The 22,708-nt window shown below is 74.4% G+C and carries 26 protein-coding genes; 11 read left to right on the top strand and 15 right to left on the bottom strand.

Translation table 11 applies throughout. The features are described from left to right. Window positions 1-122: 122 nt before the first annotated feature. The 5 genes from AB0B76_RS29615 to AB0B76_RS29595 form a co-directional block, all read right to left on the bottom strand. Window positions 123-1,520 (bottom strand): FAD-binding oxidoreductase, encoded by a 1,398-nt coding sequence (locus AB0B76_RS29615; RefSeq protein WP_360381661.1) that lies wholly within the window; start codon window positions 1,518-1,520, stop codon window positions 123-125. A 58-nt stretch (window positions 1,521-1,578) separates the two neighbouring features. After that, on the bottom strand, window positions 1,579-5,196 hold the full coding sequence (locus tag AB0B76_RS29610) for a BTAD domain-containing putative transcriptional regulator (RefSeq protein WP_360381659.1): 3,618 nt from the start codon (window positions 5,194-5,196) through the stop codon (window positions 1,579-1,581). Window positions 5,197-5,266: 70 nt separating this feature from the next. Beyond that, on the bottom strand, window positions 5,267-5,422 hold the full coding sequence (locus AB0B76_RS29605; RefSeq protein ID WP_360381658.1) for a hypothetical protein: 156 nt from the start codon (window positions 5,420-5,422) through the stop codon (window positions 5,267-5,269). 24 nt (window positions 5,423-5,446) lie between these two features. Continuing rightward, entirely contained in the window at window positions 5,447-5,977 is a 531-nt protein-coding gene (locus AB0B76_RS29600; protein WP_360381656.1) for a hypothetical protein, read from the bottom strand. After that, window positions 5,968-6,519: a helix-turn-helix domain-containing protein gene (locus tag AB0B76_RS29595; protein WP_360381654.1), complete on the bottom strand. Its 552-nt coding sequence runs from the start codon at window positions 6,517-6,519 to the stop codon at window positions 5,968-5,970. Before AB0B76_RS29595 ends, AB0B76_RS29600 begins: the two co-directional genes overlap by 10 nt. A 128-nt stretch (window positions 6,520-6,647) precedes the next feature. Here AB0B76_RS29595 and zwf point away from each other — a divergent pair, with 128 nt between their 5' ends. Further along, window positions 6,648-8,150: a glucose-6-phosphate dehydrogenase gene (gene zwf / locus AB0B76_RS29590; RefSeq protein ID WP_360381652.1), complete on the top strand. Its 1,503-nt coding sequence runs from the start codon at window positions 6,648-6,650 to the stop codon at window positions 8,148-8,150. Window positions 8,151-8,396: 246 nt separating this feature from the next. On the opposite strand, the gene AB0B76_RS29585 is transcribed toward zwf, so the two are convergent. Beyond that, a complete protein-coding gene (locus AB0B76_RS29585) occupies window positions 8,397-8,780 on the bottom strand; it encodes a VOC family protein (RefSeq protein WP_360381650.1) in 384 nt (127 codons plus the stop codon). Between the two features lie 163 nt (window positions 8,781-8,943). Between AB0B76_RS29585 and AB0B76_RS29580 the strand changes: the two genes are divergently transcribed. Then, window positions 8,944-9,126, top strand: coding sequence for a hypothetical protein (locus AB0B76_RS29580; protein ID WP_360381649.1), 183 nt, complete (start codon window positions 8,944-8,946; stop codon window positions 9,124-9,126). A gap of 12 nt (window positions 9,127-9,138) precedes the next feature. Here AB0B76_RS29580 and AB0B76_RS29575 read toward each other — a convergent pair whose 3' ends face one another. Beyond that, on the bottom strand, window positions 9,139-10,047 hold the full coding sequence (locus AB0B76_RS29575; RefSeq protein WP_360381647.1) for an alpha/beta fold hydrolase: 909 nt from the start codon (window positions 10,045-10,047) through the stop codon (window positions 9,139-9,141). A gap of 137 nt (window positions 10,048-10,184) precedes the next feature. Here AB0B76_RS29575 and AB0B76_RS29570 point away from each other — a divergent pair, with 137 nt between their 5' ends. Beyond that, entirely contained in the window at window positions 10,185-10,481 is a 297-nt protein-coding gene (locus AB0B76_RS29570; RefSeq protein WP_360381645.1) for a hypothetical protein, read from the top strand. A 546-nt stretch (window positions 10,482-11,027) separates the two neighbouring features. Here AB0B76_RS29570 and AB0B76_RS29565 read toward each other — a convergent pair. Further along, entirely contained in the window at window positions 11,028-11,606 is a 579-nt protein-coding gene (locus tag AB0B76_RS29565) for a maleylpyruvate isomerase N-terminal domain-containing protein (RefSeq protein WP_360381643.1), read from the bottom strand. Beyond that, the gene (locus AB0B76_RS29560) at window positions 11,564-12,544 is read right to left on the bottom strand and encodes a fatty acid desaturase (protein WP_360381642.1); all 981 of its coding nucleotides are present in this window, start codon (window positions 12,542-12,544) and stop codon (window positions 11,564-11,566) included. The genes AB0B76_RS29565 and AB0B76_RS29560 overlap by 43 nt, the downstream gene beginning before the upstream one ends. 73 nt (window positions 12,545-12,617) lie before the next feature. Between AB0B76_RS29560 and AB0B76_RS29555 the strand changes: the two genes are divergently transcribed. Beyond that, window positions 12,618-13,301, top strand: a complete 684-nt coding sequence (locus AB0B76_RS29555; RefSeq protein ID WP_360381640.1) for a copper homeostasis protein CutC — start codon at window positions 12,618-12,620, stop codon at window positions 13,299-13,301. Here AB0B76_RS29555 and AB0B76_RS29550 read toward each other — a convergent pair. From AB0B76_RS29550 to AB0B76_RS29530, 5 genes are all read right to left on the bottom strand, one after another. Continuing rightward, window positions 13,253-13,630, bottom strand: a complete 378-nt coding sequence (locus tag AB0B76_RS29550; RefSeq protein WP_360381638.1) for a VOC family protein — start codon at window positions 13,628-13,630, stop codon at window positions 13,253-13,255. The genes AB0B76_RS29555 and AB0B76_RS29550 overlap by 49 nt on opposite strands. A 67-nt stretch (window positions 13,631-13,697) precedes the next feature. Next, entirely contained in the window at window positions 13,698-14,801 is a 1,104-nt protein-coding gene (locus AB0B76_RS29545) for a ricin-type beta-trefoil lectin domain protein (protein WP_360381636.1), read from the bottom strand. A gap of 83 nt (window positions 14,802-14,884) precedes the next feature. Then, window positions 14,885-15,457, bottom strand: a complete 573-nt coding sequence (locus AB0B76_RS29540) for a DUF4291 domain-containing protein (protein WP_360381635.1) — start codon at window positions 15,455-15,457, stop codon at window positions 14,885-14,887. Between the two features lie 3 nt (window positions 15,458-15,460). Further along, the gene (locus AB0B76_RS29535; protein WP_360381633.1) at window positions 15,461-16,273 is read right to left on the bottom strand and encodes a HEAT repeat domain-containing protein; all 813 of its coding nucleotides are present in this window, start codon (window positions 16,271-16,273) and stop codon (window positions 15,461-15,463) included. 145 nt (window positions 16,274-16,418) lie between these two features. Then, the gene (locus AB0B76_RS29530) at window positions 16,419-17,048 is read right to left on the bottom strand and encodes a TetR family transcriptional regulator (protein ID WP_360381632.1); all 630 of its coding nucleotides are present in this window, start codon (window positions 17,046-17,048) and stop codon (window positions 16,419-16,421) included. A gap of 56 nt (window positions 17,049-17,104) precedes the next feature. Between AB0B76_RS29530 and AB0B76_RS29525 the strand changes: the two genes are divergently transcribed. Beyond that, entirely contained in the window at window positions 17,105-17,947 is an 843-nt protein-coding gene (locus tag AB0B76_RS29525) for an alpha/beta hydrolase (protein WP_360381630.1), read from the top strand. Here AB0B76_RS29525 and AB0B76_RS29520 read toward each other — a convergent pair whose 3' ends face one another. Next, window positions 17,948-18,760 (bottom strand): nucleotidyltransferase domain-containing protein, encoded by an 813-nt coding sequence (locus tag AB0B76_RS29520; protein WP_360381629.1) that lies wholly within the window; start codon window positions 18,758-18,760, stop codon window positions 17,948-17,950. It abuts the gene before it with no gap. A gap of 10 nt (window positions 18,761-18,770) precedes the next feature. Here AB0B76_RS29520 and AB0B76_RS29515 point away from each other — a divergent pair, with 10 nt between their 5' ends. From AB0B76_RS29515 to AB0B76_RS29490, 6 genes are all read left to right on the top strand, one after another. After that, a complete protein-coding gene (locus AB0B76_RS29515; RefSeq protein WP_360381627.1) occupies window positions 18,771-19,100 on the top strand; it encodes a MazG nucleotide pyrophosphohydrolase domain-containing protein in 330 nt (109 codons plus the stop codon). Then, window positions 19,097-19,723 carry a hypothetical protein gene (locus tag AB0B76_RS29510; RefSeq protein WP_360381625.1) on the top strand — a complete coding sequence of 209 codons (627 nt, stop codon included), beginning with the start codon at window positions 19,097-19,099 and terminating at the stop codon, window positions 19,721-19,723. The genes AB0B76_RS29515 and AB0B76_RS29510 overlap by 4 nt, the downstream gene beginning before the upstream one ends. A 26-nt stretch (window positions 19,724-19,749) precedes the next feature. After that, window positions 19,750-20,217 carry a MarR family winged helix-turn-helix transcriptional regulator gene (locus AB0B76_RS29505; protein WP_360381623.1) on the top strand — a complete coding sequence of 156 codons (468 nt, stop codon included), beginning with the start codon at window positions 19,750-19,752 and terminating at the stop codon, window positions 20,215-20,217. Then, window positions 20,201-21,016 carry an ATP-binding cassette domain-containing protein gene (locus AB0B76_RS29500; RefSeq protein WP_360381621.1) on the top strand — a complete coding sequence of 272 codons (816 nt, stop codon included), beginning with the start codon at window positions 20,201-20,203 and terminating at the stop codon, window positions 21,014-21,016. The genes AB0B76_RS29505 and AB0B76_RS29500 overlap by 17 nt, the downstream gene beginning before the upstream one ends. Continuing rightward, a complete protein-coding gene (locus AB0B76_RS29495) occupies window positions 20,976-21,797 on the top strand; it encodes an ABC transporter permease (RefSeq protein WP_360381620.1) in 822 nt (273 codons plus the stop codon). Before AB0B76_RS29500 ends, AB0B76_RS29495 begins: the two co-directional genes overlap by 41 nt. Before the next feature lie 70 nt (window positions 21,798-21,867). Next, a complete protein-coding gene (locus tag AB0B76_RS29490; protein WP_360381618.1) occupies window positions 21,868-22,707 on the top strand; it encodes an SAM-dependent methyltransferase in 840 nt (279 codons plus the stop codon). The last annotated feature ends 1 nt before the right edge of the window (window position 22,708 follow it).

Genomic DNA, 22,708 nt, shown 5'->3' with positions numbered 1-22,708 from the left:
TCAGCCCGACGCCGGCCGGGCTCGTCTCACTTGCGTAGCGCCTTCAGGCTCTTGTGCGCGGCCTTGGCGGCGTCGCCCCCCGGCCACGGCCTGGCCGGGGGCGCGGACCCCCGTCGGTTACATCACAGAACGTGATTGGCGACGAAGAGCCCGCTCGGGTCGACGGCGTCGCGGATCCGGCGCAGCCGCGGCCAGGCCTCCGCGTCGTACGCCCGGGCCGTCTCGACCTTCGTCTCGGCGAAGTTGAGGTACTCCCGCCCGTTCGACCACGGCGCCATCGCCTCCACCACGCGGTCCGTGTGGGCCGCCGAGAGCTCGCCCATCTCCGGCGTCGCGGCGATGCCGCAGGTGAACAGCGCGTAGTCGGCGTCGAGCCGCGGCAGGGCGCCGTGGCGCGGGGCCGGGCGGCCCAGGGCCCCGCCGAGCTGGCGCAGCTCCGCGGCGACCAGCAGGGAGGTGCCGGAGTCGGGGCCGGCCGCGCCGAGCAGCGCGTCGAACGCGCCGGCGTCGAGCTCGCCGAGCAGGGCCGCGCGCCCGACCGCGGGGGTCGGGCCCTCGGGGTCCATGTGCAGGCGGCACAGCGCCGGGGCCGGCATGGCGGCGAACGTGTCGAGCTCCGGCCGCAGCGCGCGCAGCGGGGCGAGCACGTCCGGGTCGCCCAGGACGGCGCCGTCGATGACGAGCAGCTGCCGGTTGCGCAAGACCTCGGGGATCTGCGGCATCGGCGGTACCTGCAGCAGCCGCAGCGCCGTCGTCACGTGGTCGGGCGCGGTGCGGGCCCAGTCGGCCCAGACGGGCAGCACCCGGGCCGCCTCGCGCCAGTCCCAGACGAGCCAGCCCGCGTACGCGGTGGCGATCGGGAACAGGTCGAACTCCACGGCGGTCACGACGCCGAAGTTGCCGCCGCCGCCACGCAGCGCCCAGAACAGGTCGCTCTCGTGCTCGGCGTCGGCGCGGACCCGCTCGCCGGCCGCGGTGACCAGCTCGAACGCGGTCACGGCGTTGGCCTGCAGCCCGTGCTGGCGGGAGTACCAGCCGATGCCGCCGCCGAGGGAGTACCCGGCCACGCCGACGTCGGGGGAGGAGCCGTGCAGCGCGGCCAGCCCGTGCGGGGCGGCGCGCTCGACGACGTCGATCCACAAGGCACCGGCCTCCGCGCGGGCGGTCCGGCGCCGCGGGTCGACCCGCACCTGGGTCATCGCCGAGGTGCGCAGCAGCACCACGTCGTCGAGCGGGCCGAGCGGCCCCGCGTTGTGCCCGGTGCCCTGCGGGGCGACGCGCAGCCCGGCGGCCGAGGCGGCCCGGACGAGCTCGGCGACCTCGATGGCGTCCGCCGGGTAGGCCACGGCGGCGGGCCGCTGGTCGACGGCGACGTTCCAGGGCATGCGGGCGGTGTCGTAGCCGGGGTCGCCGGGAAGGTGTACAGCGCCGCCGCAGAGGCGCGACAGAGCCGGCCGCCGGCCGGCCAGGTCTGCACCGACGTGGCCGGTGTCGTGAGCTGAGTTCTCGATCGTGGTCATGCCGGTACGGTGCACCCGCGCGGTTGGGCGGAACTTGCGGCGGACCTGAGCCGATGTGTCAGCCGGGCGTCAGTTTGCGCTCGATGGCGGCGAGGGTGTCGCGCACCGCCTGCGGGGTCAGGAACACCGCCTGGGCGATCTCGCGCTCGTCGGCACCGCCCCGGGCCAGCGCCAGGATGCGCCGCTCGCCGGTGGTGAGCTGCACCGGCGGCTCGGCCGGGACATCCTCGCCCCGCGCGGTCAGCGCGGCCGCGATCTCGGCCCGCAGCCCGAGGGCGCCGCACTCCTCGACCGCCTTGAGCGCCTCGCGCAGCAGGTCGGCGGGCTCGATGACACAGGCCTCGCCGGTGGAGACCGGGTCGGCCGGCGGCGGCTCGGCCGCGACCCGGCTCAGGGCCAGCAGCGCGCGGGCGTGCTCGAGCCGCGCCCCGGTCCCGGCGAGCAGCTCGACCGCCTCGCCCAGCCGCCCGGCGTCGCCGGTCAGCTCCCCGGCCAGGCGCAGCCCCCGCCCGACCCCGCGCCGGCTGCCCCAGCGACGCAGGCCCGCCAGGTCCTCCTCGGCGAGCGCGCGGGCCTCGGCGGTGCGGCCCAGCCCGGCCAGGGCCATGGCCCGCAGGCTGCGCTCCTCGAACCACTGCGGGTTGCCGGGCGGGAACTGCGCGGGCAGCAGGGCGAGCGCGCGGGCGAACGAGCCCTCGGCCATGAGCAGGTACGCGTGCGCCTGGTTCACCAGCCGCACCCCGTCGCCGACCCGCGGCCGGTCGAGGTGCTCGTCGAGGAACGCGCGCGCCTCGGCCAGGCGGCCCTGGTCGACGAGGGCGCGGATGAGGTACGCCTCGCCGTAGGAGATGCCCAGCGCCGGCACGCCGCCCCAGGCCAGGCTCTGGTCGTTGGCCGCCCGCAGCCGGTGCACCGCCTCCGGCAGGTCGCCGCGGCGCCAGTCCCGCCAGCCGCTCCACAGCTGGGCGGCGAGCACCGTGAAGAGCGAGCCGCGGGTATGGCCCTGGGTGAGCGCGTCGTCCCAGAGGGTGCCGGCGCCGGCGTCGGTGTCCTCGAGCACGACGGCGGCGACGACCCAGAACAGGCCGGGGTCGCCGTCCAGGAGCACCCCGTCGGCGAGGGCGAACCGCGCCAGCCGTACCGCCTCGTCGAGGTTCTCGCCCCGCGCGAGCAGCTCCCACGCCCGGGCGCCGGCGAGCATCCGGGCGCCGAGCCCGTCGCCCTCGATCCGGGCGTCGAAGTCGCCGGCCACATGGGCGTCGCCGCTGTACATGTACGCCGCGATCCGCTCGAGCGCCGTCATCGCCTGGCGCTCGTCGCCGAACCCGGGCCCGAGCCGGGCCAGCGCCTGCCGCGCGAACGCGGGGGCGTTGCCCTCCGGCCCCGCGAAGATCAGCGTGTGGATTAGCATCCGGGCGGCCGCGGCGAAGGTCACCGGGTCGATGGCCGGATCGTCGTACGCGGCCCGCAGGTGGGCGATCGCGGCCGGCCCGTCGCCGAGCGTCTCGACCTGGCCGAGCTGGAGCAGCACGGCCGGGCGCAGCGCGGGCTCCGGCGGCTCGGCGAGGGCCCGGCGCAGGTACGCCGCGGCGCCGTCGGGCGCGCCCCGGTGCAGCGCGGTGCCGGCCGCCGCCCGCAGCACCCCGACCACCCAGGGGTCCCCGCGCTCGGGCATCTGCAGCAGGTGCGCGGCGATCTGCTCGGGCGCGGCGCCGGCCAGCGCGCGGGCCGCCCGCTCGTGCTGCAGCTGGCGCTCGCCGGGCGGCAGGTCCTGGTACACCGCGTCGCGCACCAGCGGGTGCACGAAGCCGATCGGGTACTCGTGGCGGACCACCTCGGCCCGCGCGAGCGCCGCGACCGCGAGGGCGGCCTCGGTGTCCTCGACGCCGGCGAGCGCGGCGACGGTCGCCAGCCCCGCGCCGTCGCCGAGCACCGCGATCGCCCGCGCGACAGCGGTGCTGGCCGGGGGCATGCGCCGCAGCCGGAACAGCACCATGCTCGACACCGCGCGGGAGCCGATCGCGGTGACGGTCCCGGCGTGCGGGGCGGTCGGCCGCACCCCGCTGGCCTCCAGCGCCCGCAGCAGCTGGCGCAGCAGCAGCGGGTTGCCCGAGGTGGTGCGGTGGCAGGCGGCGATGAACACGTCCTCGGCGCCGGCGCCCAGGCCCTCGCGGACGAGGTCGGCGACCCCGGCGCGGCTGAGCGGGCCGGGCCGCACCGCGGTGGTGGCCGGGTCGAGCTGGAGCTCGGCCAGCAGCGCGTCGTCGTCGTACTGCTCGCCCGTGCGCAGCGTCGCGACGACGAGCACGGGCAGGCCCTCGAGGCGGCGCGCGAGGTACGCGAGGTAGCGCAGCGACCCCGTGTCGCACCACTGCAGGTCGTCGACGACGATCGCGAGCGGGCGCACGGCGGCGGCGTTGGCGGTGAGCCAGAACAGCCCGTGCAGGGCCGCGAACGTGTGGTCGCCGCGCGCGGGCGCCTCGTTGGTCAGGTCGAACACCGCGCCGGCCGAGGCCGCGGCCCCGGCGAGCAGCCGCTCCCGCTCGGCCGGGTCGGTGAGCAGCGCCTCGAACAGCTGCCGCGCCGCGCCGAAGCCGAACTCCTTCTCGAGCTGGCTGCCGCGCGCGGTGAGCGTGCGGGCCCCGTGCTCGCCGGCGATGCGGCGCGCCTCGGTGAGCAGGCGGCTCTTGCCGATCCCGGCCGGCCCTTCGATGACCACGACCCGGGCGAGCCCGGCGAACGCCTCGGCGGCGGCCGCCCGCAGCTCGGCCACCTCGCGCTCCCGGTCGACGAGCTGTTCCCGGCGGGCGTTTTCAGAGCCGGACCCCGCGGTTGTACCGTGCGGAGCCGCGCGCCCCGCCGATGGCGAAACGGTCGCGACGCCGGGTGTGGGCGGGGGAGCGGGCGCGGCGGGCGGTTCGAGCGTCGGGGACTGGGCCAGCACTTCCTGTTCGAGGGAGCGCAGCGCCGGCCCCGGGTCCACGCCGAGCTGGTCGGAGAGCGTCTGGCGCGCCCGGCGCAGGGCCGCGAGCGCGTCGCCCTGGCGGTGGGCGCGGTACAGGGCCAGCACGAGCAGCCGCCAGCGCTTCTCGCGCAGGGGCTGGTCGGCGGCGAGGGCCTCGAGCTCCGGCACGAGCACCGCGCTCTCGCCGAGGGCCAGGCGCGCGGCCAGGAGCTCCTCGCGGGCCACCTCGCGCAGCTCGTTGAGCCGGGCGGCCTCGGCCTGGGCCCAGGGCTCGTCGGCGTACTCGGCGTACGCGGGGCCCTGCCACAGCCGCAGCGCGTCGGCGAGGAGGTCGCGCTGCTCGGGGTACCGCTGCCGGGAAAGTGCCTCGTTGACACCGGCGTCGAAGCACCAGGCGTCGACGGCGCCGGGTTCGAGCGCGACGGCGTAACCGGGCGGGCGGCTGACGATGACGTTGCCGCGGGTGCGCGCGGTCGCGCCGGGCTCGAGGCGGCGGCGCAGGTGGGAGACGTACGCCTGCAGCGCCCCGGCCGCGCTCGCCGGCGGGTGGTCGCCCCACACGCAGTCGATGAGCCGGTCGGTGGGGACGATGTCGCCGCGGTGCAGCACGAGCAGGGCGAGGACGGCGCGCTGGCGGCGGCCGCCGAGGTCGACGGGCTCGCCACCGAGCGTGGCCGTGAGGTCGCCGAGCACGCTGATCGACAGCTCCACCCGGCACACGCTCCCTGCTCCCGGCGGGGCCGCCGCCGACTACCTGAGCAGAAAATACCGTGCGGGATCGTCAGAGATAGACGTCCAAACGGCCGGAGAAAATCGCCGTGCTCTGCAGCCGCTGCTGCGCAATGGCGTCGAAGCTGGCCCGCGACTCCTCGGCGCGCTGCCGCAGCTGGTCCTCCTCACTACTCTTTGCATGATGTCGACTACTGAAAGTTACCACGTACAGCACCCTCGGAGAGCGCGGCTACCTGACCTGACCGGCCCCGGCCCGCCCGGCGAGGTTGAGCAGCTGGCGGCGCATCATCACCAGGTCGCCCGCGCACAGCAGCGGGCGGCCGGCGCGCTCCAGCGGGCCGCGGGGGCCCGGGACGTACAGCTTGGCGATGAGCCGGGACCGGTCCGGCCCGGCCGCGCGGACCAGGTAGCTGACCACGATGTCGCCGAACAGCGCCCGGCCCCGGCGGGTCGCCATGCGGAACGTGAGCTGCTCGCCGGGGACGAACGCGACCAGGTCGAAGATGGTCATCCAGCGCTGGCCGGCGGCGAGCTCGTCCACGCCGGGCACGAGCTCGCGGGGGCTGCGCCGGCCGCCGTTGTCGATCCAGTCGTAGCTGTACGGCGCGACGCGCAGCTGACACAGCCAGCGGAACGCCACCGGGGCGGGCGCGGGCACGTCGACCGCGCGGAACCAGGCCTCGCGGCCGGGGCCGAGCGCGTCGCCGGCGTAGTGCAGATCGGTCTCTCCCGGACGGGTACCCCACACTTTTAGAGACATGTCTCTAAAATTAGCACCGCCGTCTCCTCCGCGAGGTCCTCGGCCCGCGCCGGGATCTCGTGGCCGGCCCGCAGATGCCGGCGGACCAGGGCGGTGGGCAGGTCGGTGAGCGCGAGCACGACCTTGTCGAAGTCGCCGCCGAGGGCGCGCAGCGCGGCGAAGGCCCGCCCGTTCATCGCGTCGAGGGCGGCGCGCTCCGCGTCGCTCCAGTGCTCGCGGTCGAAGTCGTCGGCGCGGTACAGCAGCACGCGCGCCTCCCCCGGATGCGCCCGGCACCAGGCCACCACGTGCCGGGCCGCGCCGGCCGGGCGGCCCTCGGCCAGGGCCCCGAGGAACCCGGCCTGGAACCGCTCGACGGTGCGCAGCCACAGCGCGGCGGCGAGCGCCGGCCGCCCGGTGAAGCGGTGGTAGACCGACCCGCTCGGCCCGCCCGCCTCCCGCGCCACGGCCGCGACCGTCAGCGCCTTCGGCCCGCCGGCGCCGACCAGTCGCACGGCGGCGTCCAGGAGGCTGTCGGCGTCGTGCCGTGCGGGGCGTCCCATGCGCACCAACCTACTGACTAGGCTTGGCGCAGGCCGTGCAGAGACGCCGGTCACGTTCCGGAATCGTTGCTGCCCGCTCGGGTTGACTCGTAATGTCACGGCGGCAGTCCGACGGAGAGGCACTCCCCATGTCCAGCGAGACGGTCCTGCAGGAACCCGACAACCGGCACGCCCCACCGGCGACGGTCGTGATCTTCGGCGCCTCCGGCGACCTCACCCGCCGCAAGCTGATCCCGGCGATCGAGAGCCTGGCCCGGCACAACCGGCTGACCGAGCGGTTCGCGGTCGTGGGCGTGGCCCGCACCCCGATGGACGACGACCAGTTCATCCAAAACGTGCTCGGCGACCGCGGCGTGGCGGGCATGCCCCAGCTGGCGGGCGGGGTGCGGTACATCGCCGGCGGCTACGACGACCCGGAGACGTACAAGAACCTCGCGGCCCTGCTCGACGAGCTCGACGAGCAGCGCGGCACGAGCGGCAACCGGATCTTCTACCTCTCCACCCCCGCCGAGGCGTTCCCGCTGGTCATCACCGGCCTGGCCGGCGCCGGGCTCAACCAGGCCCGCGAGGGCTCCTTCGCCCGCCTGGTCATCGAGAAGCCGTATGGCCACGACGAGCGCAGCGCCAAGTCGCTCGACCAGACCGTGCACGCCTCCTTCGACGAGTCGCAGGTCTTCCGCATCGACCACTACCTGGGCAAGGACACCGTCCAGAACGTGCTCGCGCTGCGCTTCGCCAACTCCATCTTCCAGCCCATCTGGGACCGCACCTGGGTCGACCACGTGCAGATCACCGTGGCCGAGACCCTCGGCGTCGGCACCCGCGGCTCCTTCTACGAGCACGCCGGCGCGATGCGCGACATCGTGCAGAACCACGTGCTGCAGGTGCTCGCCCTCGCCCTCATGGAGCCGCCGGCGTCGTTCGCGGCCGAGGCGGTGCGCAACGAGAAGGTGAAGCTGCTGCAGGCGATCCGCCTGCCCAGCGGCCGCGACATCGACGACATCGCGGTCCGCGGCCAGTACACCCGCGGCGGCAGCCGCGAGGAGCTCATGCCCGGCTACCGCGAGGAGCCCGGCGTCGACCCGCTCTCACGCACCGAGACCTACGCGGCCCTGCGGCTCGACGTCGACAACTGGCGCTGGAAGGGCGTGCCCTTTTACGTGCGTACGGGAAAGCGCTTGCCCAGCCGCGTGACCGAGGTCGCCCTGCAGTTCCAGCGCCCGCCGCACCTGCCGATCCCGCACTCCCAGCTGACCGAGCTGCAGCCCGACGCCCTGATCCTGCGCATCCAGCCCGACGAGGGCATCGCCCTGCGCTTCGGCGCCAAGGTCCCGGGCCACTCGTTCCGGGTCCGCTCGGCGAGCATGGACTTCTCCTACGACAAGACCTTCCGCGAGGAGTCCCCGGAGGCGTACGAGCGTCTGCTGCTCGACGCCCTGATCGGCGACACGACGCTGTTCATCCGCTCCGACGAGGTCGAGCAGTGCTGGCGCATCGTCGACCCGATCATCGAGCGCTGGGCCCAGGACACCAGCCCGATCCCGACCTACGAGGCCGCGTCCTGGGGCCCGACGGACGCGAACCGCCTGATCGAGCGCAGCGGCCGCGCCTGGCGCAACACCGTCGCCTGAAACTGCTCGTCAACCACCCCGGGCGGCGCCACGTGCGCGCCGCCCGGTCCCGGGCTTCACGTGCCGTCCGCGGCCGTCGGGGTGATGTTGTCGCAGCGGGGAAAGCCCGTCGGCTCGGCCGGCCGCCCCCTCGGTATTGAGGTCGCGGATCTCTCGGGCAGCCGGACTGGGGCGCGGGATGCTGTCATGGTCGTCACCATATGGCCACGCACCCGCGGTGCGTCCTGGCACGTTGCCGGGACCGGATCAGTCCCAGCGGGTGGCGTTGGCCTCGGACAAGGTGCCCGGACGGTCCAGAACCACGCAGAACGGCAGCCCCGCGGGGTCGCGCATCACCTGCCAGTTCTCCGCGCGGTTGACCCGCGTCGCGCCCAGCGCCTCGAGCCGGGCCACCTCGGCGTCGAGGTCGTCGGTGTGGAAGTCGAGGTGCACGCGGGCCTCGCCGTCGCCCAGGCGCTGGGCGAGCAGGAGCATGTCGTGGTTGGGCAGGCGGGCGCCGCTGAACTCCGGGTACCGGCCGACGACCGGCATCTCGGCGCCGGCCGCCCCGGACCAGAACGCCACGGTGGCGGCGTGGTCCGGCGCGGGCACGTCGAGGCAGATCGCGTAGAGCCTACTGAAGTGAGCCACGCCCAGCAGTATGCAGCGCCGCACCGGTGGCGGCCGCGGCCGAGGTGCCGAGCAGTCATGTACCGAGGTCTATGCCTTGGACGTGGCCGCGAGTTTTATCACGGGTGTCGGTTCACCGGCTGTTGGCTTGTGCTCACGCGGGCTACCTGGGCATGCTCGAACGATGAACACCGACGAGCGCGCGGCCCCGGCCGAAATCCCCGCCGGCGGCGCGGACTTCGGCAACATTGAGGGGGACGGCTCGGACTTCGGCGCCATCGACGCGGAGGGCTCGGACTTCGGCTCGGACTTCAACCCGGAGGCGGACGACGACACCGCCGATCCGGACCGGGACATCTCGCTGTAGACCGGCCGCCGGTCATGTCCGATGTGGACGGTCCGGCACGCCGAGGGACGTCTCCGCGATCAGGTCGGCCAGGCGGTCGACGACGCCCGGGGCCAGGTGGTGCGACATGCCCGCGATCTCCACGTGCCGGGCGCCCGGGATGGCCGTGGCCGTGGCGCGGCCGCCGCTCGGGTGCACCATGCGGTCCACGTCGCCGTGGATCACGAGCGTCGGGGCCGTGATCGTACGCAGGGCGGCGGTGCGGTCGCCCGAGGCCTGGATGGCACCGATCTGCCGCGCGACCCCGGCCGCGCGGGCCGGGCCGCCGCCGCGCTCCCACACCTCGGCCGCCCAGGCGCGCTCGGCGGCCTCGTCGTACGGGTGCGAACGGGACGCGATGTGGTCGAGCATCGCCAGGTGCCGGGCCACCCACTCGTCCCGGGTCCGTGCGGCGCGCCGGGCCATGCGCAGCAGGGTCGAGCGCGCCGGCTGGCCGATGCCGCGCGCGCCGGTGGTCGAGAAGATCGACGTGAGGCTGGCGACGCGGTCCGGGTGGGTCGCGGCCAGGGCCTGGCCGATCATCCCGCCCATCGACATGCCGACCACGTGCGCGCGCTCGATGCCGAGGTGCTCGAGCAGCCCGGCGGCGTCGGCCGCCATGTCCTCGAGACGGTACGCGCCCGGCAGCGGCCGGGCGACGAGCTGACGCAGCTTGCCCGGCGGGCGGGCGTCGACGCGGGTCGAGCGCCCGGCGTCGCGGTTGTCGAAGCGCACCACCCGGAAGCCGCGCGCGGCCAGGCCGTCGAGCAGCGGCCGGGGCCACGAGGTCAGGTCGAGCCCCAGGCCGGCGATGAGCAGCAGCGGTACACCCTGCGGATCGCCCTCGGCGCGGTAACACACCCGCAGTCCGGTGGGCAGGTCGCAGTACTCGTCCTCGGTCACGCCGCCACGGTCGCACGCCGGGGGTCACCGATCAAGGAGGTGGTACGGGCCCGTACGAGGGGTGTATTCGAACGTGTGTACGAGTATTGTGGGGGGAGGTTCGGTCGTTGCCCTCAACAAGGTGAGGGGTGGTGGCGATGGCTTCGGACATTTCCCAGGGATGGGCGGTGCGCCTGGACTGGCCGGTCGCTCGGCGCGGCGGTGTGCGGCATGACTTCACGCAGTTCACGCCGAGCCTGCGGCGGGCGTTACGCCGGGCGGTGGGCACGCAGCGGTACTGGGCCACGGGGCCGGTGCGGCCGCTCGCGGTGACGGTGGTGGCGATCGGGCGGGCGGAGTATGACGCTCACACGCGCGAGTGCGCGTCGCTGGGCTGCCCGACGATGGCACCGTTGCTGGGGATGGCCGCGGTCACCCCGGCGCCGCTGCCGTAGGCGTTCCGCACCGTCGGGGTCGGGGCCGCACCGCGGCGGTGCCCAGGCGCTCGGCGCGGCACGTTGCCGGTGGCGCGGTCGCCTCTGCGCTACTGGGCCTCTGCTGCCGTTGCGTCATGGCCGGCGCCGCCGCCGCCGTTGTGCCGCGGTCGCCGCCGCTGTTGTGGCGTGGTCGCCGTTGTGCCGTGCCGTAGTCGGCGCCGCCGCTGTTGTGCCGTGCCGTGGTCGGCGCCGCCGCCGCTGTTGTGCCGCGGTCGTTGCCAATCTGCCGCTGCGCCCGACGGGCCGGTTGTCATGCTGTCGTGTGCGGCCCGCGGGGCAGCGTCGCGATGTGCTCGAGCTCCTCCGCGGTGACGTCCGCATCCAACTGGGCGCGGAGCCCGCCGAAGTTCAGGTCATCAATCATCGGCAGCTCCTTCGGGGTGACCCCTCGGGCCAGCACGGTCGCTCGGACGGGCCGGTCGTCCCGCAGCCGCCGGGCGAGCTCCTCGCGGGCCGCGGCGATGGCATCAGGCGTGATCGGGTCGAAGAGCCGGCCGGGCGGTGTCAGCGGCGGGCGGCCTTCACGACCCAGGACTCGCGGCGCGGGCGGCCGGCCAGGGCGATGCGTCCCGTGGCCCACAGCAGCGCCCGCCCGGCGTCCGGGTCCGTGTCCGGGGGCACGTCGGGGAAGAGGCGGGACAGCACGGCCGCCGCCAGGTCCGGGGGTGGGGTCCAGGGCCGACCCAGGCCCTGCGCGATGTCCCAGGTGTGCACCAGGATCTCGTTCACGCCCAGCGCCGCGAAGCCCGTGCGGTCCGTCGGGCCCCAGTGCCAGGCCGTCGCCGCGGGGCCGGCCGCGTCCAGCTCCAGGGCCAGCAGGCGGCCGCACGCGGCCACGGTCGAGAGGACCGTGCGCGGCGGGGTGCCGGGGCGCACCACGAGGTCCAGGGGCAGGTAGGCGTCGGTGGCGCGGGCGGCCAGCTGCGTCGCGTACGCGGTGAGGTCGTGGGCGATGTGCTCGGCCGTAGCGAGGCACGTCCACTCGAGGCCGCCCGCCGGGGCGGTCCACGAATTCTGGGCGGCCGCGCCGTGGAGCAGGGTCAGGGACCCGTCGAGGGCGCGCCGGACATCTCCGCTGTCCACTCGGGCACGGTACCCGGGCCGGGCAGCGGCCGCACCTCGTCCGCGGTCAGCGGGATCGGGCCGTTGAACTGGCGGGCCACCGCCGTGAACCAGCCGAGGTGGATCTCGTCGCGGTCGGCCACGAACGCCGCGCGCAGCTCGTGCCAGCGCAGGCCCGGGTGGCGGTGGTGCACGTTGTGCAGGTTGAACGCGAGCACGAAGAACTCCAGCGGCCGCGGCAGGGCCAGGTTCATCGCGTCCAGGGGGCGCTCCAGGCGGGTCCGGTAGTGGTACGCGTTGTCGGCCAGCGACACGATGAGCGCCCGCGCGCCGACCGCGCTCCACAGCATCCACAGGTGGCCGCCGTAGGCGAGGGACGAGCCCGTGTACGTCACGATGACCGCGATCGCCTCGATGCGGAACTTGCGCAGGTTGTCGCGGCGCGCGACGCGCTCGAACAGCAGGCCCGTCACCGAGTCCAGCGAGTCCGTCCTGCGCACCAGCAGGCGCCAGCCGGGCCGGGGCAGCAGGACGAGCAGCACGGCCAGCAGCTCCGCGACGTACAGCCCGCCGAGCAGCCGCGGGTAGTAGGTCCGCGCCGCCGCCAGCCACGAGCCGCGCCGCGGGTCGTAGACCTCGGTGCGCTCGCGCTGGGTGCGGCTGTACCGGTGGTGCAGCAGGTGCCCGGACTTCAGGAGCGTGAACGCGCCGCCGTAGCCGGCGGCGAGCAAGCGGCCCAGGCGGTCGTTCCAGGCCCGGTCGCGCAGCAGGGTCCCGTGGATGCCCTCGTGGATGAGCGACCACAGCGGCACGGTGGTGAGCGCGATCGGCGCGAGCAGCCATGCCCAGCGCAGGTCGAGCGGCAGGAGTACGAGGGGTAGCACGACGAGTTGCAGCAGCAGGGTGGCGAACGCGGCACCCACCAGCGCGATCCCCAGCGCGGACTGACGGCGGACCATGTTCGCACGCTAGCCCCGCCAAGGAAACGCCCGAGTGACCTCCCAACGAAGACTTGGGTGCCACCATGACCAGGTGCTCCTGGAGATCATTGTGCTGGACGCGGCCGACGCGCGGGCGGCCGCGGCGGGCGGCGCGGACCGCGTCGAGCTGGTCGCGGACATGGCCGCCGACGGCCTCAGCCCGGACCCGGCGACGGTCGCCGCGGTGCTGGCCGCGGTGTCGATCCCGGTCCGGGTGATGCTGCGCACGGCGCCCGGGTTCGCGGCCGACGTGCCGTCGCTGCGCACCACCCTGCGCGAGCTGCGCGCGGCCGGGGCGGCCGAGTTCGTGCTCGGCTTCCTCGACGCCGGCGGCAACGTCGACGGGGCCACCCTCGACGCGCTGCTGGACGGCTTCCCGTGGACGTTCCACCGGGCCGTCGACCACGCGGCCGACCGCGCCGCGGCGTGGCGGGCCCTCGCCGGGCGGCCGGGGCTGACCTCGGTGCTGACCGCCGGCGGGCCGTCCGGGATGGGGGAGGGGCTGCCCGTGCTGCTGGCCGAGGCGCCGGCGCACGGGCCGTTGATGCTCGCCGGGGGCGGCCTGCGGGAGTCGTACCTGCACCCGCTGACGACCGCGGGCGTCCGCGCGTTCCACTCGGGCCGCGCGGTGCGCCCCGGCGGCCGATGGGCCGCCCCCGTCTCGCCGGACCTGGTCCGCCGCCTGCGCTACGCGGTCGGGCCGGCGACGCCGAGCACGTTGCCCTCGGGGTCCTGAAAGTGCCCGACGGTGAACGCGCCGGTGGCCGGCTCGGGGCCCATGAGCCGCTTCCCGCCGAGGCTCTCGGCCCGGGCCAGGGCCTGCCCGACGTCGGGGACGCCGACGTAGAACAGGACCCGCTGCGGGTACCCCGCGCCGCCGCCGACGCCGCCGTTGATCCCGGCCGAGTCCGCCTCGACGAAGTGGTAGTCGCCGTCCGCGGAGACGCTCGTCGTCGCCGCGCTGCCGGGCGGGTTGAACCGCCAGTCGAACAGGCCCGCGTAGTAGTCGCGCAACCTGCCGGGCTCGATGCCGCTGATCTCGAAGTGCACCACGGGCTGACCCATGTCGAGCTCCTCTCGTCCGGTCCTTCCTACCAAGGTCGCAGCGGCCGGGAGGAGCTCGACATCAGGTTCAGAGGGTCCAGTTCTGGTTCGCGCCCCCGGAGCACGACCAGATCTGCAGCCGGGTGCCGTTGGCTGAGCTCGGCCCGGTCGCGTCCAGGCACTTGCCCGAGCCCGCGTTGACCAGCGTCTGGCCCGTGCGCGTCCACTTCTGCGCGTTGGTGCCGTTGCAGTCGTACAGCTGGACCTTGGTCCCGTTCGCGGTGCCCGCGGCGGCCACGTCCATGCACTTGCCCAGCGCCCGCAGGCTGCCGTCCGAGGCGCGGGTCCACTGCTGGGCGCTCGAGCCGTTGCAGTCGTAGAGCTGCACGGCGGTACCGTTGGCGGAGCTCGCACCGGCCACGTCCACGCACTTGCCGCCGTAGCCGGTGATGCGCCCCGCGGTGCCGGTCGGGCCCGTGGTCGGCGTCGTCGGCCCGCCGGTCGGGGAGGTGCCGAGCCACGCGTTGGCGGCCGAGGCGCCGGTGCTGTCGATCGCGGAGTTGCTCTCCACCGGGCTGGGCACCGAGGACGGGAAGACGATGAACGTCACCGGTCCGGCCGTGCCGCCGGTGGCCGGGTTCGGGTCGATGCCGAGCGCGGTGGCCAGGGCGTAGGAGCCCTCGCCGATGATGTTGTCCGGCCCCTCGTCGGCGAAGACCGCGTAGGCGACCTGGTTGTTGTACACGACCGCGGCCACGGCCCCGGGCCGGATGCCGCTCGCGCCGTAGTCGAAGCGCGAGCTGGGCAGCGGCACCACGTAGTAGCGCGTGACGTCCGAGGTGAAGTACGAGCCGTTCGAGGTGCTGAACGAGGTCTGCGCCTGGTACCAGGGGTCGGTCGAGGCGTTGCAGTGCGACGTGCCGATGCCGTCGCAGTCGATGTCCATGTCGGCGCTCCAGAAGTACGCCGAGCCGCTCTTGCAGATCGCGACGGTGGCGGCGCCGCCGTCGTCGGTGGCGTACTTGCCGTTGGACACCTGGTTGCAGGTCTGCGTGCGGGCCAGCAGCTGGCTCGCGCTGGGTCCGGCGGCGAGCGCGGCCTTGCTGGTCTGGGCGAGGGCGTACGCGGTCGTCGCGGTGAACGACAGCACGACGGCGGCTAGGGCGATGAGGGGCAGGCGGTACCGCTTCACGAGCAGGCTCCTAGGAAGACTGATGGGTCTCCCAACGGCACGTTTGCGGACGTGTGTGAGCCGAAGGTTGCGGATAGGAAACCTTATTGACAGATAGGTGTCAATAGCTGCTCGCCGGGCAGCAGGGCCCGTGCCGCCTCCAGCTCGCCGGCCCGCACGAGCTCGTGCACCCGGTGCGCCAGGCCGGTGACGTCGGTGATCGAGACCGTCCACTCGTCGACGTACCGGCGCACGGCCTCGCCGCTCAACCCGAGCTGCAGCGACCGGATGCCCGGGACCGGCCGCAGGTGCAGGTCCCGCTCCGGGTCCCACTGCACCCGCACCGGGCTGGCCTTGAGCTGCCGTTTCCAGGCCTCCGCGCTCTCGTGGACGTCCGGGTCGTAGTGGCTCAGGACCGCGTGGTCGAGGGCCCACGCGAGCCCGTCGCGGCGGATCTCGACGGCGAGGACGTGCTCCTGGCCCTCCTTGAGGGCCCAGCCGCAGCGGTACATCATCCAGAGGAACGACGGCTTGATCCACGTCATGCGGTCGCGCTGGAACGGCTCCGTGAACCGCCCGGCGGCGACGGCGGCCGACGCGATCTCGGCGCGGTAGGCCTGGTAGACGGTGACGGTCGTCGCGGAGTACACCGCCCGGATCTCCCGGGTCTGCGCCATCGGCTACCCGGCCGCGCGGGCGGCGATGGCGGCCTGGATGCGGCGCAGCGTGCGCAGGGCCTTCTTGGCCGCCGCGCGGACCTCGCCGTCGAAGACGGTCGCGCCGCGGTCCTCGGCCTGCAGGCGCTCCAGCGTCGCGGCGACGCGCTCGTCGCCGGTCGAGCCCAGGGCGACCGCGGCCCAGTAGCGGCGGTTCGGGTCCGGGTCGTCGGCCGCCGCGATCAGCCGCGGGATGACCTCCGGGGCGAAGGCGGCCAGCGCGCTCGCGATGGGGCCGATGCGCGGGAAGCGGCGGTGCTCGAACTCGTACCACAGCGCCTCGAGCGCCTCCGGCCCGCCGATGTCCGCCAGGGCCTCCGCGGAGCGCAGCCGCACCCAGTCGACCTCGTCGGCGAGCAGCGGGCGCAGCGCCGGCACGGTGGAGGCGTCGCCGAGGCGGCCCAGCGCGCGCAGCGACTCCTCCACGACCTTCCACTGCCGGTCGTCGAGCAGCTCGACCAGCCGCGGCACCGCCTCGCGCACCCCCATCGCGGCGCAGCCCATGGCCGCCCAGGCCTGGCAGTTGTACCGCGTGTCGTCCAGCGCCTCCAGCAGCGGCTCCCGCAGCTCACCCGGCGGGGTGTGCGCGGCGATCACGTCGGCCTGGTTCATCGCGCGGGTGTACAGCGAGCGGTGGTAGTCGGGGTAGTCGCGCACGAGCGCCTGCAGCGCCGCGACGGCCGCCGGGTCGCCATAGTCGTGCGCGCGGTCCAGGAGTTGGTACAGGTGGGCCTCGCGGGTCTCGAGGTCACCGTCGCGCAGGGCGTTGGCGGTCACACGGGCCATCTTAGGGGCTGCGTCGCAGTGGGGGCCGGGCTGCGGCGGACTCAGGCGTCGGCTGGAACCACGCCGGTCACACCCCGATACAACCCCGGTATCGGGGCGCGCCCGGCGCGGCCCCAGCCGACGCCTGAGCCTCGCCTCACTCCGACCCCCACTGCGACGCAGCCCCTAGGCGGCCGAGCCCGTGGCGGAGCAGGTGGAAGGCGTGTCCGGCGGCCTCGGCGGCGGCCGGGTACCGCTCGTCGGCGCTCATCCCGGCGGTCAGGTGGTGCCGGTTCTCGTCGGCCAGGGCCCGGTGCGCGGCGAAGATCTGGTACGCGGCGAGCCGGGCCGACGCGCCCCCGCCCAGGGCCGCGGTGAGCGCCTGCTCGGCCCGCGTCTGGTACAGCAGCAGCCGGGCCTGCAGCGACGGCGTCGACAGCACCATCGCCACGAACGTGAGCGTGGGCGGGCGGTCGTCGAGCCCGGTGACCGGGTCGCGGCCGGCCAGCCCGGCCCGGAAGTGCCGCTCGAGCGCGTCGAGCGGGGCCGCGTCCCCGCGTTCGAGCACGACCCGGGCGAGCTCGTCCCGGTGGTCGCTGAACGCGCCGATCACCAGGTCCTCCTTGCTCGGGAAGTACTTGAACAGGGTCCGCTTGGAGACCTCGGCCGCGGCGGCGATCTCGTTGACGCTCACCGCGTCGAAGCCGGAAGCCAGGAACAGCCGGGTGGCCGCGTCCTGGATCGCCTGCTGGATGCGCACGCGCTGGCGCTCCCGGAGTCCCGTCATGAATCGGTACTGTATACCGAGTTGAAAAGTAAACTCGGTATACCTAGGCTGATGCCGTGTCCGACTACTCGAAAGCCAAGGTCCGCTCGCTCGACGGAACCCTCATCGCCTACCGGCAGTACGGCGCCGGCGGGCCCGGCCTGGTCCTGGTCCACGGCGGCATGAAGGCGGCCCAGCACTTCCACACGCTCGCCACCGCGCTCGCCGGGGACTTCAGCGTGTACGTGCCCGACCGCCGCGGCCGCGGGATGAGCGGCCCCCACGGCCCCGGCCACGGCGTCGCCCGCGAGGTCGAGGACCTGCAGGCCCTGCTCGCCGGGGCCGGCGCACGGTTCGTCTTCGGCCTGAGCGCGGGCGCCCTCATCACCCTGCGCACGGCGCTCGCCACCCCGGCCGTCGAGCGCATCGCCCTCTTCGAGCCGCCGCTGTCGATCGCCGGCTCCGTCCCGACCGCCTGGCTGCCGCGGTACGAGCGCGAGCTGGACTCGGGCCGGCGGGCCGCCGCGCTGGTGACCGCGATGAAGGCCCTCCCCGTGGAGCCGCTCTTCACCCGCGTGCCACGCCTCGCCCTGACGCCGATGCTCGCCCTGGGCCTGCGCGCCCAGCCGGCCCGCCCCGACGAGACGACGATCGCCGACCTCGTTCCGACGCAGCGGTACGACATGCGCCTGGTCCAGGAGCTGGCCGACACCCTGCCGGACTACGCCGCACTGGCCGCGCGGGTGCTGCTGCTCGGCGGTACGAGAAGCCCGGCCTTCTTCACGACGGCCCTCGCGGCCCTGGCCGAAACGCTGCCCGACGCCCGCCGGCGCACCCTCGACGGCCTCACGCACGAGGGCCCGGAGGACGACGGCCGCCCGGCGGTGGTCGCCGAGGTCCTGCGGGACTTCTTCAGCTGATCAACGCGTGCCGTCACGGACCTCGGCGACCAGCGGCACCAGCGCGTCGATCGCGGCCGTGATCGACGCGCGGCCGGTGCCCACCGCGCCCAGGACCGCCCCCAGGCGCTCGGCGAAGCGCGGCGGCGCGCCCGGGAGGCGGCCCGCCGCGGCGACCATCGCCTTCTCGTTGACCAGCCACCGGCCGGCGTGCCCGTGCAGGGCCTGGCACAGCACCCCGGCCGCGCGGAACAGGCAGCCGGCGGCGTAGACGGGATCGTCGCCGGCCGCGCCGTACCGGGCGATGCGGACCGCGAAGTCGGCCTCCCACAGCCCGGCGACCAGCGCGGCCCCCAGCGCGGCGGGGTAGTCCCGGGTCTCCTCGTGCAGGCGGGTCAGCCCGCCCGACGGGTCGGCCAGCACCCGGCCGAGCGCCACCTCGCCGGCGTACGCGTGCGAGTAGAAGCCCAGCGGATGCCCGGGCTGGAAGCCGATCTCGTACCGCCCTGCCCGGCACTCGGCCCAGACGCGCTCGACCCGGTCCAGGTCGCGGTAGATCCAGTCGACCCGGCGGCCGCCGACGGTGAGCCAGGCACCGCCGTCGACCCACGGGCCCCAGCCGCCGGGCGCGGTCACCTCGGCCGGCTCGTCGGCGAGCTCCGCGGCCAGGGCGCGCAGCGCGCCGAGGCCGAGCTCGCCGCGGTAGTACAGGCCGAGGTCGTAGTCGGAGTCGGGCCGGTGGGTGCCGCGGGCCCGGCTGCCGCCCAGCGCCACCGCGGCCACGCCGGGCACGTCGGCGAGCCGGTCGGCCAGCGGGCGCAGAAACTCCGTCATGCTGTGCATTGTGGACAACACCCGCCCCTTCACGCTCGCCGAGATGCCCGCCGTCGCCGCCGACATCGCCGACCGGATCACCGACGCCGGGTTCACCGAGACGCCCCACCTGCGCCAGGCCCTCGCCCTCGCCGAGGAGGCCGGCGAGTTCGTCGGCGCGGTCCGGCGCCACTACGGGATGGCCCGCCGCACCGGCCCCCGCGAGGACATCGAGGCCGAGCTCGCGGACGTGGCCATCACCGCGTTCGTGACCGCGCACACGATGGGCATCGACCTCGAGCGGGCCATCGCCGAGAAAGTGAACGTCATCTACACCCGGGGCTGGCGGGACGAGCGATGAGCTGGCTGGAGATCGTCGGCTGGGCCGGCTCGGCGCTGCTCGTGTGGTCGCTGCTGCAGCGCCGCCTGCTGCGGCTGCGGCTGTTCAACCTGATCGGCTCGCTGATCCTGATCGGGTACAACGCCGGGGCCCGGGTCTGGCCCATGGTCGGCCTCAACCTCACGCTCGCCGTGATCAACATCGTGCAGCTGTCGTCCCTGCTGCGCACCCGCCACGACGAGCGCACCTACCAGGTGGTCGAGGTGGCCACCGACGACAACTTCCTCGCCCACGTGCTGCGCGTGCACTGGGCCGACATCGCCCGGTTCAACCCCGAGTTCCGCTTCGACGACGAGCGGCGCCTGGCCTTCCTCACCCTCAACGGCGACGAGGTCGTCGGCGTGCTCATGCTCCGCCCGGACCCGGACGACCCGCAGACCGCCCAGGTCGAGCTGGACTACGTGACGCAGCGGTACCGCGACCTGAGCCCCGGCGAGTTCGTCTTCCGGCGCAGCGGCCAGCTCACCGCGCACGGCTTCCGCCGCGTGCTCACCCCGCCGGGGATGGTCGCCCCGTACTACTCCCGCCTCGGCTTCCGCCCCACCGGCGGCCGCTATGAGCTGGACCTCACCAATTCTCATTAGCTCTGCTAACGAGGTATATTGGCGGCGTGGATCACGAGGGGCTGGCCGACGCGCTGGCCGGGGAGCTCAACGGCGTGCGCCGCGTGCTGCGCCGGCGTACGCGCGCCGCCCTCGCCGTCCCCGCGCTGACCGGCGGCCAGGTCGAGCTGCTGCGGCTGGTCGAGGCCGTGCCGGGCACCGGCGTGTCGGCCGCCGCCGCGCAGCTGCACCTCGCCGGCAACTCGGTCAGCACGCTGGTCAACCAGCTCACCGAGGCCGGGCTGCTGCGCCGCGAGCGCGACCCGGCCGACGGGCGCTCGGCGCGGCTGTTCCTCACCGACGCGGCGGCCGCCCGGCTCGCCGCGTGGCGCCGGGCCCGCGTGTCGCTGCTGGCCGGCGCGCTGGACGAGCTCGACGAGGACGAGCGCCAGGCCCTCGCCGCGGCGGTGCCGGCCCTGGCCCGCCTGGCCGACGTGCTATCTGTGCAGGGAGGCGCCGATGAACACCGCGGTTGAGATCGAGGGGCTCCGCCACCGGTTCGGAATTTCCCGCATGCGCTCGGGCGATGAGACGGTCGCCGTCGACGACCTGTCCCTCAGCGTCCGGCCGGCCGAGATCTTCGGGCTGCTGGGCCCCAACGGCGCCGGCAAGACGACCACGATCAAGGTGCTCACCACGCTGCTGCCCCCGCAGGCCGGCCGCGTCGCCGTGTTCGGGCTCGACGTGCGGCGCAACCGGATGGCGGTGCGGCGGCTCATCGGGTACGTCCCGCAGGCGCTCTCCGCCGACGCCGGGCTCAGCGGCCGCGAGAACGTGGCCCTGTTCGCGCGGCTCTTCGACGTGCCCCGCGCCGAGCGGCGGGCCCGCGCCGACGCCGCGATCGCGGCGATGGGCCTGGCCGAGGCCGCGGACCGGGTGGCCGGCACCTACTCCGGCGGCATGATCCGCCGGCTCGAACTGGCCCAGGCCCTCGTCAGCGCGCCGCGGCTGCTCGTGCTCGACGAGCCCACGATCGGCCTCGACCCCGTCGCCCGGGCCGGCGTGTGGGAGCGCATCACCCAGGTGCGGGCCGAGACCGGGATGACCGTGCTCGTCACCACGCACTACATGGAGGAGGCCGAGGAGTTCTGCGACCGGGTCGCGCTCATGCACCGCGGCCGCATCCGGGCCCTCGGCACGCCCGCGGAGCTGATCGCGTCGTCGGCCGGGGAGTCCCTCGACGACGTCTTCCGCGAGTACACCGGCGACAACTTGGAATCGGAAAGGTTCAGCGATGTCCGCGCAGCTCGCCGTACCGCACGCCGCCTCGGCTGAGGCCGCGGCGGCCAACCCCGTGCGGGTCCTGGCGACCCGGATCGCCGCGATGTGCCTCGTGGAGCTGCAGAAGCTGCGCCGCGACCGCACCGAGGTGGTCACCCGGGCCATCCAGCCGGCCCTGTGGCTGGTCATCTTCGGGCAGACGTTCACCCACCTGCGGGCCATCCCCACGGGCGGCATCCCGTACCTCGACTTCCTCGCCCCGGGCATCCTGGCGCAGTCGGCGCTGTTCGTGTCGATCTTCTACGGCATCCACATCATCTGGGAGCGCGACGCGGGCGTGCTGGCCAAGCTCATGGTGACCCCGACGCCGCGGGCCGCCCTGGTCACCGGCAAGGCGTTCGCGGCCGGGATCCGCGCCCTGGTCCAGGCCGTGGTGGTGCTCGTGCTGGCCGCGATCCTCGGCGTGGCGCTGCCCGGCAACCCGCTGAAGTACCTCGGCACCGCGGCGGCGCTCATCCTGGGCTCGGCGTTCTTCTGCTGCCTGTCGATCACCCTGGCCGGCCTGGTCCTGAAGCGGGACAGGATGATGGGCATCGGCCAGGCGATCATGATGCCGCTGTTCTTCGCCTCCAACGCGCTGTACCCGGTCGCGGTGATGCCGGGCTGGCTCAAGGTGCTCAGCCACGTCAACCCGCTCAGCTACGAGGTCGACGCCCTGCGGGGCCTGCTCATCGGCACGCCGGCGCACCTCCTGCTCGACTTCGGGGTGCTGGCCGGCGCGGTCGCGGTCGCCGTGTTCACCGCGTCGGCGATTCTCGGCCGCCTCACGCGTTGACGCGATGCCATGAACCGGTGATCTCCGTGTGGTGTCAGCAGCCGGCGATGATGGCCTACGATGCGTACTCATGGCAGATGGCGTCGGCGACGAGCAGGCCGGCTGGTCGGGCCGGATCGACACGACCACGGCACACCCCGCCCGGCGGTACAACTACTGGCTGGGCGGCAAGGACAACTTCGCCGCCGACCGCGACTCCGGTGAGGCGATCGCCCGGGTGTACCCGGCGATCCGCACCACGGCCCTGGAGAACCGCTACTTTCTGCAACGGGCGGTGCGGTTCCTGACCGGCGAGACGGGCATCCGCCAGTTCCTCGACATCGGCACCGGCATCCCGACCGCGAACAACACCCACGAGGTCGCGCAGAGCGTCGCCCCCGACTCGCGGATCGTCTACGTCGACAACGACCCGATCGTGCTCACCCACGCCCGGGCGCTGCTGACCAGCACCCCCGAGGGCCGGACGGCCTACATCGACGCCGACCTGCGCGACCCGCGCACCATCCTCGACGACGAGATCCTGCGCGACACGCTGGACCTCAACCAGCCCGTCGCCCTCATGCTCATCGCGATCGTGCACTTCCTGTTCGACGCCGACAAGCCGTACGAGCTCGTGCGCGGCCTCGTCGACGTGCTCCCGTCCGGCAGCTACGTGGTGATGACCCACGGCACCGCCGACCTCAGCGACCCGGCGGCGCGCGACTACGCGCTGCGCGAGATCGAGGCGGGCCGCCTGAAGGTCGACGCCATGCCGCGCAGCCGGGAGGAGATCGCGCAGTTCTTCACGGGCCTGGAGATCGTGGAGCCGGGCATCGTCCCGGTGACCGCGTGGCGCAACCCGATCCCCGAGGAGGACCGGCCGCCACTGGCCGACACGGCGATGTACGGCGTGGTCGCCCGCAAGCCGTAGG

It is taken from the genome of Dactylosporangium sp. NPDC049140, assembly GCF_040648435.1.
This window is presented reverse-complemented; position numbering and strand designations above follow the sequence as displayed.

Coding starts and splice junctions, on each gene's coding strand:
- AB0B76_RS29615 (WP_360381661.1), bottom strand. CDS start 1,520: ATGACCACGATCGAGAACTCAGCTCACGACACCGGCCACGTCGGTGCA.
- AB0B76_RS29600 (WP_360381656.1), bottom strand. CDS start 5,977: ATGTCTCTAAAAGTGTGGGGTACCCGTCCGGGAGAGACCGATCTGCAC.
- AB0B76_RS29595 (WP_360381654.1), bottom strand. CDS start 6,519: ATGGGACGCCCCGCACGGCACGACGCCGACAGCCTCCTGGACGCCGCC.
- zwf (WP_360381652.1), top strand. CDS start 6,648: ATGTCCAGCGAGACGGTCCTGCAGGAACCCGACAACCGGCACGCCCCA.
- AB0B76_RS29580 (WP_360381649.1), top strand. CDS start 8,944: ATGAACACCGACGAGCGCGCGGCCCCGGCCGAAATCCCCGCCGGCGGC.
- AB0B76_RS29570 (WP_360381645.1), top strand. CDS start 10,185: ATGGCTTCGGACATTTCCCAGGGATGGGCGGTGCGCCTGGACTGGCCG.
- AB0B76_RS29560 (WP_360381642.1), bottom strand. CDS start 12,544: ATGGTCCGCCGTCAGTCCGCGCTGGGGATCGCGCTGGTGGGTGCCGCG.
- AB0B76_RS29550 (WP_360381638.1), bottom strand. CDS start 13,630: ATGGGTCAGCCCGTGGTGCACTTCGAGATCAGCGGCATCGAGCCCGGC.
- AB0B76_RS29540 (WP_360381635.1), bottom strand. CDS start 15,457: ATGGCGCAGACCCGGGAGATCCGGGCGGTGTACTCCGCGACGACCGTC.
- AB0B76_RS29530 (WP_360381632.1), bottom strand. CDS start 17,048: ATGACGGGACTCCGGGAGCGCCAGCGCGTGCGCATCCAGCAGGCGATC.
- AB0B76_RS29520 (WP_360381629.1), bottom strand. CDS start 18,760: ATGACGGAGTTTCTGCGCCCGCTGGCCGACCGGCTCGCCGACGTGCCC.
- AB0B76_RS29510 (WP_360381625.1), top strand. CDS start 19,097: ATGAGCTGGCTGGAGATCGTCGGCTGGGCCGGCTCGGCGCTGCTCGTG.
- AB0B76_RS29500 (WP_360381621.1), top strand. CDS start 20,201: ATGAACACCGCGGTTGAGATCGAGGGGCTCCGCCACCGGTTCGGAATT.
- AB0B76_RS29495 (WP_360381620.1), top strand. CDS start 20,976: ATGTCCGCGCAGCTCGCCGTACCGCACGCCGCCTCGGCTGAGGCCGCG.
- AB0B76_RS29490 (WP_360381618.1), top strand. CDS start 21,868: ATGGCAGATGGCGTCGGCGACGAGCAGGCCGGCTGGTCGGGCCGGATC.